Here is a 16,753-nt window from a genome sequence, read left to right as displayed (position 1 = left end):
CAATTTAAAAGGAGATGCCTTTGTTATGGGAAAGAAATTACCTTATAAGTATAACTTAAAAAAATCTAAAGTAACAGGAAATGAAAAACTGTTTTATGAATGTATTTTTAGAGAGGAAGATATTCCATCAAGCGCGGATCTAAGAAAACAATATGCCCCCATACAAGATCAAGGAAAGCTAGGAGCATGTACAGCATTTTCAGCTTGCAGTGTACTTGAATATCTTTTGGGAATAAAAGACAAGCTTTCAGAGCTTTATTTTTATTATGAGGAAAGAAAACTTGATGGAGATGTTCAGGATGATAATGGAAGTACAATAGCTAGAAGTGCTGAGATTGCTACAACAGTAGGAACTTGTTTAGAGAGTTTGTGTCCATATGATATTGATAAGTTTAAAGATGTGCCAACTGCAGCTATGGACTTGGATGCTAAAAAGCATAAAGCTATAAAAAAATATAAAATAACAAGTATAAAAGATTTACTTTATTGCGTAGGTGTGCTTAAAAAACCTGTATTAATAGGTGTGGACGTATATGATAGTTTTGAAGATATTGGACATGATGGCTATGTACAACTGCCAAAGCAAGGAGAAGAACTACTTGGAGGACATGCAATAAATATATGTGGCTATTTTTATAAGAAAAATGGAATTATAGAAGAAATTAAGGAAAATGTACAAAAATATTTTGAAGCTTCAAATTACGAAAATTTATATTTTATTGCCCGTAATAGTTGGGGAGAGGATTTTGGAGACAAGGGATATATTTATATACCGGCTAAGTTTTTGCAAAAATATAGTCATGATTGGTGGCATATTGATTTGAAATAAAAGTAATAAACTCTCGGTGATATTTTTATCATAGAGAGTTTATTTTTTTATATTTATTTAAAAAGTTGGTTTATTATCTAAATTATCACTTTCATCGCCATTAGGATTGCTTCTTAAATATTCTCTACCATTCTTGGCTTTGCCTACATTTACACCGTCTATTAAATCGTTTTTTGCCATTGATATTGCTTCATCAATTGAACATATATTTCCGTTATCAAGTGCTACAGCAGTTATATCTCCATGAGAATTTTTTTGTACTTTTGTAATCTTGGATTTACTACTCATATTAACACCTCTTTTAATTATTTTATAAGTATTATTTGTAGTAAAGTTATGTAATATTCACATTTTATGAAGTAGGAATAAATATATCAATATAAACAAATATATAGATTTTTTCATAATAATGTATTTTGTGGTAGTATATTATTATAAATTATAAAAGGAGGAATTTTGTTATGAAAAGAAAATTTATGATGTTTGCAATTTTTATATTAGTTATAGCTTTGGGGGCGGCTGTCCCATTAAAGACCACTCATGCAGATGTAGGTTTGATTATGCAAATACAGGGAGTTAACTCTGCGTATAAATCGAGTGTGGATGGGGATTATACTAGAGTAGCTAATTATCAATCTAATAATTATGATCCTATAATTTTAGATACTAAATATCCATGTATTTTAATTAGAAAAACTACTGGATTAGGTCCTGTACATATATCTGTTGATGGAAAATATTTGTGTGATTACGATTTAAATGTGAACACTGATCCCAAAGATATATATACATGGGGATATGATACTGAGGAGGATACAGATACAACTTCTTATGAAATTATATTTAATAACTTAACCTCAGGAAAACACACAATAACTATGTCATTAAGTGATAAGTACCATAATACCATGAGGCAAGATATAGATTTAATTATCCCATAATTGAGATATGGTGAATATATCGTTTCTATGTGAGGTGGTGCTTAAGTGAAGGCACAGAAAAAAATTTAAATAGAGCAAATCTAAAGGGGCTGTTGCAAAACTAAAAAATAGTTTTGCAATAGCTCCTTTGTTGTATATAAAAAATGTGAGTTCCGAAGAACTCACATTGATTGTATAATTAAATTATGAATGTAACTAAATTATACACAAAAAATTATAATCAATTTAATGATAATTTGCAACTTATATTACCATTAAATTTAGAAAACTTAATACCAGAAGATGATTCGGTTCGTTTGCTAAGCTATTTGTTGGAGGGATTAAATTATAAAAAATTGTACAAGGCGTATTCTTCCGTAGGAAGAAAATCAGCAGTTGAACCCAAAATCATGTTCAAAATAATATCTTATGCTTATTCTCAAAATATTTATTCAAGTAGAAAGATAGAAAAAGCATGCAAAAGAGATATAAATTTCAAATGGCTACTTCAAGGCTTTAAAGCACCTGATCACGCTACTATAAGTAGATTTCGAAAAAAATATCTTTCAAATGAAGTGATTGAAGATTTATTTTATCAACAAGTTAACTATTTAGCTAAAGAAAAAGAATTATTATTTGAAAATGTATTTATCGATGGTACTAAAATTGAGGCAAATGCCAACCGATATACTTTTGTTTGGAAGAAAGCTATTTATAAAAATGAAGGTAAGATGTTTGATAAAATTATTGCTCTTGTTAAAACCATTAATCTTGAAAGATTAATGAAATTCACTATTGAGAGAGAAACTTTGATTGATGATATAAACAAAATTCTTCAATGGCTTTTATTTGAAAAAGAAAAAAGAAATATAGAGTTTGTTCATGGAATCGGTAAAAGAAAAACTGCAATTCAAAAGTGGATAGAACAACTATCACAATATAAAGAAAGACAAGAAAAATATAATTTAAGTAAGAAAATATTTTCAAAAAGAAATAGCTATTCTAAAACTGATACTGATGCAACTTTCATGCATATGAAAGATGATCATATGAGAAATGGTCAATTAAAACCTGCCTATAATGTACAAATAGCAGTTGATAGTGAATATGTAACTGGTGTTGGAGTATTTGATGATAGAAATGATATAGCAACATTAATACCAATGATTACTAATATGCAAGAAAAAATTGGTCATAAATATACTAATGTGATTGCAGATTCTGGTTACGAAAGTGAAGAAAACTATTTGTTTTTAGAGTCTAATAATCAAATACCATATATAAAACCTCAAACTTATGAGAAATGGAAAAAAAGAAGTTTTAAAAACGACATCAGTAAGCGTGAAAATATGAAATATGATGTTAAAACAGATACATATATTTGTCATAATAATAGAAAATTATTCCCATCATATATTATTCATAAAAAATCTGCAAGTGGGTATACGTCTGAGGTTACTGTTTATGAATGTGAAAATTGCGATAACTGCACTTTGAAATCAAAGTGCACAAAAGCAAAGAATAACCGAAAAATGCAGGTTTCAAAGACTTTTATTAAAAAGCGTCAAATTTCATACAACAATATCAAAACTGAATTGGGAACTAAATTGAGAATGAACAGATCTATTCAAGTTGAAGGTGCGTTTGGAATTTTAAAAAGCGACTATGAATTCAAAAGATTTTTAACACGTGGAAAAAATAGTGTAAAAACTGAATTTATTTTGCTTTGTTTTGGATATAACATTAACAAATTACATTTAAAAATCCAAAATGAAAGAACTCAAAAGTATCTTCACGAATTAAAAACTATTTCCTAATTATGGAATAATATAGTTAGGTTTATTTTAGTGCGTCAAAATCTCATGGAAATTCAAATAATTAATATAGTATTTAAAATATTAGGCAATTTTATAGCTTAAACAAAAAAAGAGCATCGCTCATGATTAATTTTAATCATTTTGCGACACTCCCTTTTTTATACCTTATTAAAAGATTATAATTTCATTTGTTACGTTTATATAATTCATCAAGGTATATGTTTTTATGAAAAATGTAGTAAAGAAGCGCTTTTTAAATTACTACACATACAAACATAAAAGGAGGTAGTCTTATGAATGGTATAGACATTTATAATGGCTCAAATATAACAAATTGGGAAGAGGTTAAGAAAAGTGGAGTAGAATATGTGTATTTAAAAGCCACAGAGGGATTGACTTTTAACGATTCAAAAATGAAAGAGTTTTATAATGAAGCTAAAAAAGTTGGTTTAAAGGTAGGATTTTATCACTTTTTACACAGAAATAATCCATATATGGAGGCACAACATTTTATTAATATGATAAGTAGCTTTAAAGCTGATATGAAATATATGATTGATGTTGAAGCACAGGAATTTAGTGATGCTGGACAAAATGATACAAGCACAAGGGTTCGTCAATTTTATGATTTTATGCAGAGCAAAGGATATGAATGTGCTGTTTATACTTATAGTTCTTTTTATGAGGAATTATTTGATGATAGAGTTAAGAGCTTACCTTTATGGATAGCTGAATATGGAGTTGAAAAACCGAGTGTTACTCAATATATAGGGTGGCAATATGCAGAAGATGGAAATGTACCAGGAGTAAATGGGAAATGTGATGTTAATAACTTTAGTGAGGGTATTTTATTAGGAAATTCCAAAAGATTAATTTTAAATGAGGTAGTAAAGGTACAAAAACAGGATGACACTGTTAAAATTATTCAACAGCAGCTTAATACGCTTTTAAAGAAGGGAGTTACAGTAGACGGCATAGAGGGAACGGCAACAATGGAAGCAATAAAAGAATTTCAAAGAGCAATGGGGCTAGTAGTAGATGGAATTTGGGGACAGAAAACTGTTAGTGCGGTTACAGAAATATTTAATAGACCAACAGATGGTGTTCAATATGCACATTATGAATATGCTACAAGATACATTCAATACAGAGTTGGAGGAAATATAGATGGAGTTTTTGGTAATGGAACTAAAGTAATGGTTCAAAATTGGCAGGCTAAGCATGGAATTAATCCAGATGGAATAGTAGGGACAGCCACATGGTCAAAGCTATTGGATGAAAATTGTTAGTTAAATAAAGTTTGGAGGGATAAAAATGAGAGAACAAATAATAAATCAAATAGTAATACCAATTTTAGGAGTAATATTTAATATAATTGTAGCCATAATAGCTTATTATGTTAAACAATTTTATAATAAAAATAAAAATATTATAGAGTTAGGAGAAAATCAATTAAAACAAAAAATAGGAATAGATAAATATAATCAAGATATAGTTATAATAAAGCAAGCAGTTGAAGCAGTCGAGCAAATGGGAAAGGAATTTAATTGGACTGGTGAAATGAAAAATTCTAAGGTGCTAGCACTTATAGAAGGGAAGACAGGACTTACGGATGAAGAGATATACAATGTAATTAAAGCAGCTGTGCTAAAAATTAATTCATTAAGGTAAAAATAATGTGAAAACAAAGCTCGTATACTTTTATAATATAAAAATGTTTCTGTAAATTAAATATTTGGGCACTAATATAACTGAAAATACAATTTTCAGTTATATTTCAGAGTGTCGACAAAATCGACACTCATTTCTTTTTATTCTAAAATAGTAAATGGTGATGAGTAAAATGTTAACAAAAAAAGGAAAAGAATTAAGAAGTCAAATTGAATTAAATAGCTTAGAGGATCTAGTTCCAAAAGATCATTTATTAAGAAAAATAGATAAATCCATAGATTTTAATTTTATATATGATGAAGTATCAGAATTATATTCTGACTTTGGTAGACGTAGCATTGATCCAGTAGTACTTATAAAAATAGTACTTGTTCAATATTTATTTGGAATACCTTCAATGAGACAAACTATAAGAGAGATTCAAGTTAATATAGCTTATAGATGGTTTCTTGGTTATTCAATGAGTGAAAAAATACCTCATTTCTCTACCTTTAATAAAAATTATGAAAGAAGATTCAATGATACTGATGTGTTCACAAATATATTTGTGAAAATTCTTGAAATTGCTGAAAAAGAGGGCTTTTTAGCACTAGAACAAGTTTATATTGATTCAACACATATAAAAGCTAGTGCCAATAAGAAGAAATTTAAAAGAGTTAATGTTGAAATTGAGGCAAAAAAATATAAAGACAAACTTGATAAAGAAATTGATTTGGACAGGCAAGAACATGGTAAAAAGCCTTTAAAAAAAACTAAAAAAATAGAGACTAAGGAAGTTGTACAAAGTACTACCGACAAGGAAAGTGGAATGTTTTATAAGAATGAAAAGGAAAAATGTTTTGCTTATTTAGCTCATACTGCATGTGATGATGCCAATTTTGTTCTAGGCTTTGAAGTTACTGCTGGAAATGTTCATGATAGTATTGGCTTTTATGATGTTTATAATAAAGTATATTGAAAGTTTGGAGATAAACTAGTTGCTGTTGCAGTAGATGTTGGATATAAAAATCCATGCATTGCTAAAACAATACTAGATTCAGGTATTTTACCATCTATGCCGTATAAACGCCCTATGACCAAAGAAGGTTTCTTTAAAAAGTATGAATATGCATATGATGAATTTTATGATTGTTACATATGTCCCAATAACAAAATATTAAAATATTCAACGACCAACAGAGATGGATATAAAGAATATAAATCTAATAATCACGATTGTGAAAGCTGTGCTTTCATAAAGAAATGTACTAATAGTAAAAATAAGCAAAAGCTTATTACTAGACATATATGGGAGAATTATTTGGAAGAAGCTGAACATCTCAGACATGAAAGGTATGTTAATAGTGTATACAAAAGAAGAAAAGAAACTATTGAACGTATTTTTGCAGATGCAAAACAAAAACATGGTATGAGATTCACTCATTTAAGAAGCTTGGCTAAAATTAAAATGGCAGTCACGCTTACTTTTGCATGCATGAATTTAAAGAAATTAGCAAATAGGCTTTGGAGAAGAAGAAGATATTTGCTTGTGATATATAAAAAATACTTTAAAACACATATTTGTTTACAGCCTGAAATATAACTTTCAGTTATATTTTTTACTTATAGAAATATTAAAAATAATATTTTAAAAATATGATAGTTTATATAGGTTTTATTGAAATGTTAAAATTTTGTTATACTTAAAATAAGAATTTTTTGAAATTAGTGATTAATTCTTATTTTAAGTATAAAATAGCGCAGGTACTAAGTTGCAATTGTAAGAAATATACAAGCATATGGCATTATATGTAAGAAGAAGTATTATAACTATTGTAAAAAAATGAGAAATATGATAATATAAAATAAAGATGTAATAAAAATCATTTAATTACATTTAGTTTTATTATTTACATAATAAAGTATAAAGATTCAAGGAGCTTTTATTAAATTTTGGAAATTTCCTTCCGTATTTGATTGGCTGTTGTTTAAATAATATAATGACTAAAATATTAGAACTCTTTATTTGTAAATAATGCTAGTTAAATTAAAATAGATGAAAAAATAGGTTTTAAATAGTGTGCACTACACTGATTAGGAGGTAGTTTATGGAGGATAATATTGAAAATAGACTAATCAATATATGTAAGAAAATACTAAATGTTACAAATATAAACATAAATGATAGTTTTCTTTATTTGGGAGGACATTCTTTAAAGGCGATAGAACTAGAATGCATGATTAAGAAGGAATTTAATGTAGAAATATCGATAAGAAAAATATTTAAAGTAGTTACTATTAAGGAAATAGCAAGTTATATTAGAAATGCAGAGAAAAAAGAAAGTGTAATTATAATGCCTACTGAAAAAAGAGAATATTATCCACTATCTTCAGCAGAAAAAAGAATGTTTATACTAAATCAAATGAATAGAAGCAGTATTAATTATAATGTACCAATAATAGTTAAAATAGAGGGAAAAATTGATAAAGTACGCTTTAATAAAAGTATAATTGAATTGGTAAAAAGGCACGAAAGCTTAAGAACTTCATTTGAGAATATTGATGGAGAGGTAGTGCAAATAGTAAATGATAAAAATATAATTCCTGAAATTACATATATTAAAGCACAGAAAAATCAAGTTAATGATACAATAAAAGAATTTATAAGACCGTTTGATTTAAGTAAGGCACCATTAATAAGGGTAGTACTAATAGAAATCTTAGAAAAAGAATATGTGTTGCTAATTAATACTCATCATATAATAATGGATGGGATATCTGTAGGTATTTTATTAAAAGAATTTAGTTATTTATACAACAAGAGGGAACTACCTAAAATGACAATACAATATAAGGATTATTGTATTTGGCAGAATAAGGAAATGAAATCAGATAATATTAAAATGCAGGAACGATATTGGCTAAAGGTATTTAAAAAAGAAATACCAGTTCTTAATTTATTAACAGATTATAAAAGACCTTCTATTAAAACTTTCGAAGGAAATACTATAAGTTTTGAAATAGGGAATGAATTATCAGAAAAGTTAAAGAAAATAGCTTATATAACGGGAAGTACAATGTATATGGTATTTTTATCGGTTGTTAATATACTTCTTTCAAAATATACTGGTCAGGAAGATATAATAATAGGAACGCCTATAGCAGGAAGAAGAATTGATCAGATTAAGAATGTTATAGGCATGTTTGTAAATACTTTGGCAATGAGAAACTATCCTACAATGGATAAAAGTTATGTGGAATTTTTAACAGAAGTAAGGGAGAATTCTATAAATGCATATGAAAATCAAGATTACCAATTTGAGGAGTTAGTAAATAAATTAAATATACCAAGAGATAGTGGAAGAAATCCACTATTTGATGTTATGTTTACAATGATAAATGATAGTGAAGAAAACATTGATGTAGGTAATTTCATAATCAAAAAATATGATTATAAGTGTAATGTAGTCAAGTTTGATTTAATATTCTCAGTTATTAAAAAAAGTGGCCAATTTGAAATTAATATTGAATATAGTAGTAAATTATTTAAAAAAGCTACAATACAGATGATGGCAGAACATTTAAAAGCTATATTTAATTCTATAGTAAACAATCAGGAAGTAAAATTAGGTGAAATAGAAATAATTACAAAAGAAGAAAAAAATAAATTGTTATACCAATTTAATAATACTGTGTCAAATTACTCTCAGAGTAGAACAATAACTGGATTGTTTGAGGATCAGGTGAAAAAAATACCAGATAATACAGCTTTGATATTTGAAAATAAAAAATTATCATATAAAAAATTGAATGAAAAAGTTAATTCATTAGCAAGAGTTTTAAGAGAAAAGGGAGTAGAAAAAGACGTTATAGTAGGGATAATGATAGAGAAATCAATAGAGATGATAGTGGGAATAATGGCAATACTAAAGGCAGGAGGAGCTTATCTACCAATCGATCCAGAGTACCCAAAGGATAGAATAAACTATGTGATAGATGATAGTGGAACAAAACTAGTGATAACACAGAAAAAATTTGAAGGTAGAATACAAAATAAAATAGTAGAAATATGTTACATAGATAATGAAGAGTTATACAAGTATGATGTTGATAACTTGGGTGAAATAGCAGGTAAAGACAATTTAGCATATGTAATATATACGTCAGGTACAACAGGTAGACCTAAAGGGGTTATGATAAAACACAGTAGTATGATGAATACACTAATGTTTTTACAAAAGCATTATACAATGGATCAAAATGGAGCATACCTTCAAAAAACAAATTATTCCTTTGATGTTTCAATAAGTGAAATATTTGGCTGGTTTATAGGCGGTGGAAAATTAGTAATACTTGGGAAGGGATATGAAAAAGATGCTAAGAATGTAATTAAAACGATAATAGATAATTCAGTCAGTCATGTTAATTTTACATCTAGTATGTTCAATTTGTTTTTAAATGAAATTAACGAGGACAATGTAAAAAAATTAAAGAGATTAAAATATATTTTAACAGCAGGAGAAGCGTTAAAAATTAAAAACAACAATATTTTTCAAAAGCTAATTAAAGTTACTAATATTGAGAATTTATACGGACCAACAGAAGCTAGTATATATGCAACAAAGTATTCATTAAATAATATCTTAGGTGATATACCCAATAATATACCAATTGGGAAACCAATAGACAATATAAGAATATATATAGTTGATAGAAATAATAAATTAGTTCCTGTGGGTGTGGCAGGTGAATTATGTATAAGTGGAGAAGGACTTGCTAAAGGATATTTAAACAATGAAAAATTAACAAATAAGAAGTTTGTAGTAAATCCATATGATCCACAAGAAAGAATGTACAAAACAGGAGATTTAGCAAGATGGCTTTCAGATGGGAATATAGAATATTTAGGGAGAATAGATCATCAAGTTAAAATAAGAGGTTTTAGAATAGAAGTAGGGGAAATAGAAAGTAATTTACTTAAAATAGAAGGAATAAAAGAATGTATAGTAATAGCAAGAGATGAAGGATATAATAAGTATTTATGCGCATATTATGTAGGAGAAAAAGACTATAACGTAAGAGAAATAAGAGAGAAGTTAAGTGAAAAAATTCCAGAATATATGTTGCCATCATACTTTGTAAAGTTAAATAATATGCCAGTAACAACAAACGGAAAAATAGATAGAAGAGCACTACCAAAATTAGAGTGGAAGATAAATACAGGGGTAAAATATGAAGCTCCAAGGGACGAAGTAGAAAATAAATTAGTTGAGATATGGGAAAAAGTTTTAGGAACAAAGAATATAGGAATAGATGATAATTTTTTTGAAATAGGTGGTGATTCTATAAGGGCAGTTAATGTTGCAAGTAAAATAGCACAGAAATTGAATGTATCAATATCTGTAAGCAATGTGTATGTATTTAAGAATATAAGGAACATTTCTCAATTTGTTAAAAAAAATTCAATACAAGAGGATTTTTGGCAGGATGAGAATCTTGTATTTCTAAAGAAATCAGATAGCGCAGATAAAAACATATTTTTTATACATGATGGAACTGGACAAGTAGACGGATATATAGAACTTGTAAAGAAAATTTCTTCGCAATATAATTGTTGGGGATTAAATTTTAGGGAGTATAAGGAATATTATCCAAAGAATATTAATATTGAAGAATTGGCAAATCAGTATTTATTAGTTATAAAAAATATACAAAAATCCGGACCATATTATATTGCTGGATGGAGCAATGGTGGTACTATAGCATATGAAATTGTAAGACAGATAGAACTATTGGGTGAAAGTGTAAAAGTATTTTTTGTAATAGATTCTGTTCCTCCAAATATATATTTATCTAAAAAGATTCCAAAGTTTAATGTGGATACAGAAAAGAAATTTTTAGGAAAAGTTATTGATAAATTTGATATTGAGCAATTAGCAAAAAATAATATTAGTTTGGAAAGCATATATTCTTTGGTTGTTAATAAATTAGAAGATTTAAATATTATAATTGAAAATATAAAGTACAGGGGAATTATGGAAAATATGCCTAATTATAATAAAATGAGTGGAATTGAAAAAATTCGATTTATAAATATAATAAGAAGCATCAATTGTGCATGTTTAAGGTATATTCCTAAAAGTAATATAAGTACCGAAGTTAATTATATAAAAGCTACCAAGTCAGTAAATATAATTGATAAGGAATGGCAATCATATTGTAATACTAAAATTAATGTACACAATGTAAATGGAAGTCATTTTTCGATTTTTAGGCAACCATATGTAAATGAGGTATCAAAGATAATTAATAATTTATTATAGTAACCTCATGGTTAAGGTTATAATATATGTCTTCTAAAACATAGTTCAATAAATTATTGTATATTTAAAGTTGTAAGTGAGTTTTAACATAGTACAGCAATACTTTTAATTAATATGTATTATATATATTAATTAAAAGTATTTAGGATTTACAACAATATATATGCATGAAGTTGTAAAATATATTAGAAGGAGAAAATTTAGATGGATAGAGAAAACACAATGTTTGATTTGACTCATGCACAAAAGCGAATATGGTATATGGACAAGCTATTCAATTCAACAGGAATTAATAATTTAGCACCTAACATAAAAATTGAAAATTTTACAGACTTGGAAATCATGAAAAAGGCAATAAATATTACAATATCTCAAAATGATGCGATAAGGATTAGAATAATAGAACAAAATGACATTGTAAAACAGTATATAAAAGAATATGAACCAATTAAAATTGAATATTTTGATTTTGCTGACGAGATGGAAGCTGAAAGATGGATGCAAAATCAAGCACATAAGCCTTTTATTCTAGAGGATTCGGATTTATTCTATTTTGCTGTGGGTAGATTTAATAAAAGCGAGTATGTTCTATTTATGAAGATTCACCATATAGTAGCTGATGTTTGGGGAATGAGTTTGATAATAAATCAGATTATTGAAAATTATAATCTTTTAGTGAATGAAACTAATATTACTGTAGATAAAAGACCATCATATCTTTTATATGTTGAAAGAGAAAATTATTATAAACATACAAGATTATTTATTGATGATAAAAATTTCTGGTTAAATAAATTTGAAACACTACCCAATGTAACAAAATTAAAACAGGATAAATTAAATGTATCCAGTATGCATGCTTGCAGAAAAGGTATTTCCGTTCCAGAACAGTTGAATGATATTATATATAAATTCTGTGAATTAAACAAAACTTCGGTTTTCAGAATATTTATGGCTAGTTTTTTTATTTACATATCTCGAATAACTTGTTCTGATGACATATGTATTGGTACATTAATACATAATAGATTTGAAGTTGATGAAAAAGAAATGGTAGGTATGTTTGCTAGTACAGTACCATTTAGAGTTAAGGTGGATGAAAATTTAGATTTTATAAGGTTTTTAGCTATTGTTACAAAAGAGTTTAAAGATATAATGAAGCATCAAAAATATCCTTATGATTTGTTAATAGATGATTTGAGAAAAAAACATAATGGGGTAATGGGCTTATTTAATGTTTTAATATCATATCAGAATGCCCAATATTGTAAGGGGGTTGAAACAAAGTGGAATTTTAGTGGGTATGAAGAAAATGATATTGCTATTCATATTAATTCAAGAAAAGGTGATGGAAAATTAAGATTAGAAATTGATTATAATATAGATATATTTTCACAAAATGATATTAAAGTATTATTTGATAGAGTATTTGCTCTAATGAATAAATTATTGACTACACCACATCAGGTAATAAAAGATCATTCCATTTTATCTAATCATGAAGAAAATCTAATTATAAAGGAATTTAACAATACGGATACAAAATATGAGCAAAATGTAAAAGTACATGAATTATTTGAACGTCAAGTAAAAAGAAATCCAGATTCAATAGCAGTTTCTTTCAAGAATAAAAGTATTACATATAAACAGTTAAATAAGAAATCAAATCAATTAGCAAATTTGTTGGTTAAAATTGGAGTTAAAAGTGATGTTGTTGTAGGGCTTATGGTAGAACGTTCTATTGATATGATTATTGGAATTTTAGCTGTTTTTAAAGCAGGTGGAGCATATCTACCAATAGATAGCACACATCCTGTGGAGAGGATAAAGTATATTTTAGAGAATAGCCATACTAACATTTTGTTAACACAAAAACATTTAAAAAATAAATTCGCATTTGATGGGCATATAGTAGATATACAAGATGAATCATTATATTCAGAAAAATTTGATGATTTGAATTTGCATGGTGATATAAATGATTTAGCTTATGTTATATATACTTCTGGATCAACAGGTAAACCTAAAGGCGTTATGATTGAAGAAAAATCGTTGATTAATTTTATAAATGCTATTAATCAACGTATAACATTACAACATAATGACAGAATTGTAGCGTTAACGACAATTTCTTTTGATATTTCTATACTTGAAATTATATTACCGCTTACAAAAGGATTAGAAGTTGTTATTGCGAGTGAAGAAGAGAAAATTGATCCTAAATTATTACGCAAACTTATAATAGATAATAATGTGAAAATCTTTCAAACCACACCATCTAGATTGCAATTGCTTATTAATTCTGGTTTGGATTTGGATTTTTTGAATAACTTAGAGGTTATATTGATTGGAGGTGAAGCACTCCATGAAAATATATTAGTAACAATAAAGAATTATACTAAGGCAAAAATTTATAATATGTATGGGCCTACTGAAACAACCATATGGTCTACGATTAAAGAGCTTACAAATACTAATGAAATTAATATTGGAAAGCCTATAGCTAATACCCAAATTTATATTGTTGATAAAAATAATAATTTACAGCCTATTAGAGTCAACGGTGAATTATGTATTTCAGGAGATTGTGTATCTAGAGGTTATTTGAATAATGATAAACTTACAAAAACTAAATTTGTTACAGATATAGTTAATAGAAAAAAAATAATGTACAAGACTGGTGATTGTGCAAGATGGCTTGAAAATGGGGATATTGAATTTGTTGGAAGGTTAGACAATCAAATTAAAGTTAGAGGATATAGAATTGAACTAGATGAAATTGAAAAATCACTCAATATGTATTCTCATATTAAAAATAGTGCAGTTATTGCAAAGGAAGGTAACCATGGAGATAAATATTTAGTTAGCTACTATACTTCTAATGTAGAAATTGATAATTCTAAAATTTATGCTTTTTTATCTAATATAATTCCAGATTATATGATACCTCATGACTATATAAGAATAGATAAATTTCCATTAACTCCAAATGGAAAGATAAATAAAAAAGCATTACTTAGTCTGGAGATTAAATCTTCATGTAAAGATATAAAAAATTCCTTGTTTGAATCTGGTGTTGGAAAAGATATATATGATATATGGGTAAAAATACTTAATAAAGATAATATACGCATAAATGATAGGTTCTTTGAAATAGGTGGGGATTCATTATCATTAGTTGCTATGCATGCAGAAATTGAAAAAAAGTATCCTGGTAAAATTAGTGTTACAGATATTTTTGCCAACCCAACACTATATAAAGTTATTAGTTTTATAGAAAAGCAAAATAAATTAGAAGTTTTAAAAACAAATATGGATTATATTGAATTTCCAAAATCGTATTATTTAAATAGTGGTTTAGCTAACAGTTGCAAGATTATAACTACAGAGATAGATAAAAACATGTTTGCAAAATTGAACTTACTGTGTGAAAAAATCAATGTTAATAAAATGGATATAATTTTTTCTATATATGTCTATACATTAGCTAAAACTAGTAATAAACAAAATATTAATATCCATTATAGTAATATATCTGATAAAGCGTTTATAGTTAATGTGGATTTGAATAAATTTAAAAAGTTTAACCAATTAATTAAAGCAATTGGAAATGATGTGATTTTTTATAGTAATGAACAAATGGATGAAAAATTATTATTGGAATGTATGCCACCTAAATTAGAAAAATCGATATTACCGCTATTTGTAAGTGGAAATAATTCTAATGATAATATTGAAAACTTCTATGACGTAATTTTAAAAACCTATAAAGGTGGAAAAAAGATAGTATTAAGTTTTAAGTATAATTGTAAAAAACTAAATAGTGAGAAAATTGAAGAATTTTTTTACCAATATCTTAAATTACTTGAAGTTATTATTAACAATGAAAAGTGGAGATGATCTAATTGAATAAAATAAGTTTTTTATTTCCAGGACAAGGATCACAGTATTTTGGAATGGGAAAAAAATTGTGTAGTCAATTTAAAATAGCAAAGTCAATATTTGAAGAAGCAAGTGATATTTTAAATATTGATTTATGTAAAATTTGTTTTGAGGACGAGACAAATTTATTAAATAAAACAGAGAATGCTCAGATTGCTATTTTTACAACATCTTTAGCAGCTTATAGAGTAAGTTCAAAAGTATTAGGGATTAAACCGTGTTATATGGCAGGGCATAGTTTAGGTGAAATTACAGCATTAGTATGTGCTAATAGTATAGATTTTTCTCAAGGACTTAAAATTGTTAAAAGTAGAGGGAAGTTTATGCAAGATGCGAGTTCAGAATCTAGTGGTATGGCAGCAGTAATTGGAGTAAATAAATCTGTAGTAGAAGAGGTATGTAATAATTGTTCTGAAGGAGATAATTTTGTAATTGTATCTAATTATAATGCTGTACAACAAACTGTTATTTCGGGAATTAAGTCCGCTGTTAATAAGGCCACTGAAGAGCTAGAAAGACTAGGAGCTAAGGTAGTATATTTAAATGTCGCTGCTGCTTTTCATAGTCCACTTATGCAATCTGCAGCTGATAAATTCAAAGAAGAACTTAGAAAGTATGAGTTTAAGACCCCTGAATATAAGGTGATTTCTAATATTAATGCGTTACCATATAATAATGAAGATGATATTCCAGATAAATTATCACAATTAATGATATTGCCAGTAAGATGGTATGAAACAATGAGATATTTAGAAAATGAGGGGGTAGAAGCTGCTCTGGAAATAGGTCCTAAAAATGTTCTTACTAATTTAGTTAATAAAAATGGTTATAAATTTGTAGCATATGCTATTGATAAAGATGAGGATTTAAAAAAAATTATAGATAATAATTATTTGCCTAAGATTCTGAATAGTGAAAAAAATATAATACATTTAATTAATTTATGCTTGACAACAGCAGTTTGTACACGTAATAGAAATTGGGACGAAGATGAATATAAAAAAGGTGTTATCAAACCATATAATAGTATAAAAGAAATTCAGGAACAGATTGAGTCAGATAATATTTTGCCTACGTATGAATTAGCCGAAAAGACCTTGAATATGTTGAAAATTATATTAGATACGAAAAAAGTACCGCAAGAAGAAGTGAAGAACAGAATCACAAAGATACTAACTGATAGTAATACCTTTGAGTTGTTTTCTAAAAATGAACTAATTTAGCTTTAATAGATAATTTAATTAAGGTGTTTTGGGAGGAAGTGTGCTACAA

Annotated in this window: 9 protein-coding genes and 1 pseudogene; 9 read left to right on the top strand and 1 reads right to left on the bottom strand. The window is 27.1% G+C overall.

Annotated elements, in window-relative coordinates:
- Positions 1–25: 25 nt before the first annotated feature.
- Positions 26–829 (top strand): C1 family peptidase, encoded by an 804-nt coding sequence (locus CLFE_RS16435; RefSeq protein WP_077895232.1) that lies wholly within the window; start codon positions 26–28, stop codon positions 827–829.
- A gap of 57 nt (positions 830–886) precedes the next feature.
- Here the strand turns inward: CLFE_RS16435 and CLFE_RS16430 are convergent, their stop codons facing one another.
- Complete coding sequence (locus CLFE_RS16430) at positions 887–1,117, bottom strand: DUF3892 domain-containing protein (protein ID WP_077835631.1); 231 nt, start codon at positions 1,115–1,117, stop codon at positions 887–889.
- Positions 1,118–1,290: 173 nt separating this feature from the next.
- On the opposite strand from CLFE_RS16430, the gene CLFE_RS16425 reads away from it, so the two are divergent.
- The 8 genes and pseudogenes from CLFE_RS16425 to fabD all read left to right on the top strand — a co-directional run bounded on the left by CLFE_RS16425 (position 1,291) and on the right by fabD (position 16,704).
- A complete protein-coding gene (locus CLFE_RS16425; protein ID WP_077895231.1) occupies positions 1,291–1,770 on the top strand; it encodes a hypothetical protein in 480 nt (159 codons plus the stop codon).
- A 185-nt stretch (positions 1,771–1,955) separates the two neighbouring features.
- On the top strand, positions 1,956–3,566 hold the full coding sequence (locus CLFE_RS16420) for an IS1182 family transposase (protein WP_250944600.1): 1,611 nt from the start codon (positions 1,956–1,958) through the stop codon (positions 3,564–3,566).
- A 293-nt stretch (positions 3,567–3,859) separates the two neighbouring features.
- Complete coding sequence (locus tag CLFE_RS16415; RefSeq protein ID WP_077895577.1) at positions 3,860–4,855, top strand: GH25 family lysozyme; 996 nt, start codon at positions 3,860–3,862, stop codon at positions 4,853–4,855.
- 25 nt (positions 4,856–4,880) lie between these two features.
- A complete protein-coding gene (locus CLFE_RS16410) occupies positions 4,881–5,237 on the top strand; it encodes a phage holin, LLH family (RefSeq protein ID WP_077895576.1) in 357 nt (118 codons plus the stop codon).
- Between the two features lie 172 nt (positions 5,238–5,409).
- Positions 5,410–6,819: pseudogene (locus CLFE_RS16405) on the top strand (IS1182 family transposase).
- Positions 6,820–7,324: 505 nt separating this feature from the next.
- The gene (locus tag CLFE_RS16400) at positions 7,325–11,539 is read left to right on the top strand and encodes a non-ribosomal peptide synthetase (RefSeq protein ID WP_077895218.1); all 4,215 of its coding nucleotides are present in this window, start codon (positions 7,325–7,327) and stop codon (positions 11,537–11,539) included.
- Positions 11,540–11,743: 204 nt separating this feature from the next.
- Complete coding sequence (locus CLFE_RS16395; RefSeq protein WP_077895219.1) at positions 11,744–15,439, top strand: non-ribosomal peptide synthetase; 3,696 nt, start codon at positions 11,744–11,746, stop codon at positions 15,437–15,439.
- A gap of 5 nt (positions 15,440–15,444) precedes the next feature.
- The gene (gene fabD / locus CLFE_RS16390) at positions 15,445–16,704 is read left to right on the top strand and encodes an ACP S-malonyltransferase (RefSeq protein ID WP_077895220.1); all 1,260 of its coding nucleotides are present in this window, start codon (positions 15,445–15,447) and stop codon (positions 16,702–16,704) included.
- Positions 16,705–16,753: the final 49 nt, after the last annotated feature.

This window comes from Clostridium felsineum DSM 794 (assembly GCF_002006355.2).
GTDB lineage: Bacteria > Bacillota > Clostridia > Clostridiales > Clostridiaceae > Clostridium_S > Clostridium_S felsineum.
The sequence above is the reverse complement of the archived record's forward strand: the minus strand, read 5'-3'. Positions and strand labels throughout refer to the sequence as shown.

Excerpts from the sequence above, each read along its gene's own strand:
- CLFE_RS16395 (WP_077895219.1), top strand. The coding sequence starts at position 11,744 with ATGGATAGAGAAAACACAATGTTTGATTTGACTCATGCACAAAAGCGA.
- CLFE_RS16435 (WP_077895232.1), top strand. The coding sequence starts at position 26 with ATGGGAAAGAAATTACCTTATAAGTATAACTTAAAAAAATCTAAAGTA.
- CLFE_RS16400 (WP_077895218.1), top strand. The coding sequence starts at position 7,325 with ATGGAGGATAATATTGAAAATAGACTAATCAATATATGTAAGAAAATA.
- CLFE_RS16430 (WP_077835631.1), bottom strand. The coding sequence starts at position 1,117 with ATGAGTAGTAAATCCAAGATTACAAAAGTACAAAAAAATTCTCATGGA.
- CLFE_RS16410 (WP_077895576.1), top strand. The coding sequence starts at position 4,881 with ATGAGAGAACAAATAATAAATCAAATAGTAATACCAATTTTAGGAGTA.
- CLFE_RS16425 (WP_077895231.1), top strand. The coding sequence starts at position 1,291 with ATGAAAAGAAAATTTATGATGTTTGCAATTTTTATATTAGTTATAGCT.
- CLFE_RS16420 (WP_250944600.1), top strand. The coding sequence starts at position 1,956 with ATGAATGTAACTAAATTATACACAAAAAATTATAATCAATTTAATGAT.
- CLFE_RS16415 (WP_077895577.1), top strand. The coding sequence starts at position 3,860 with ATGAATGGTATAGACATTTATAATGGCTCAAATATAACAAATTGGGAA.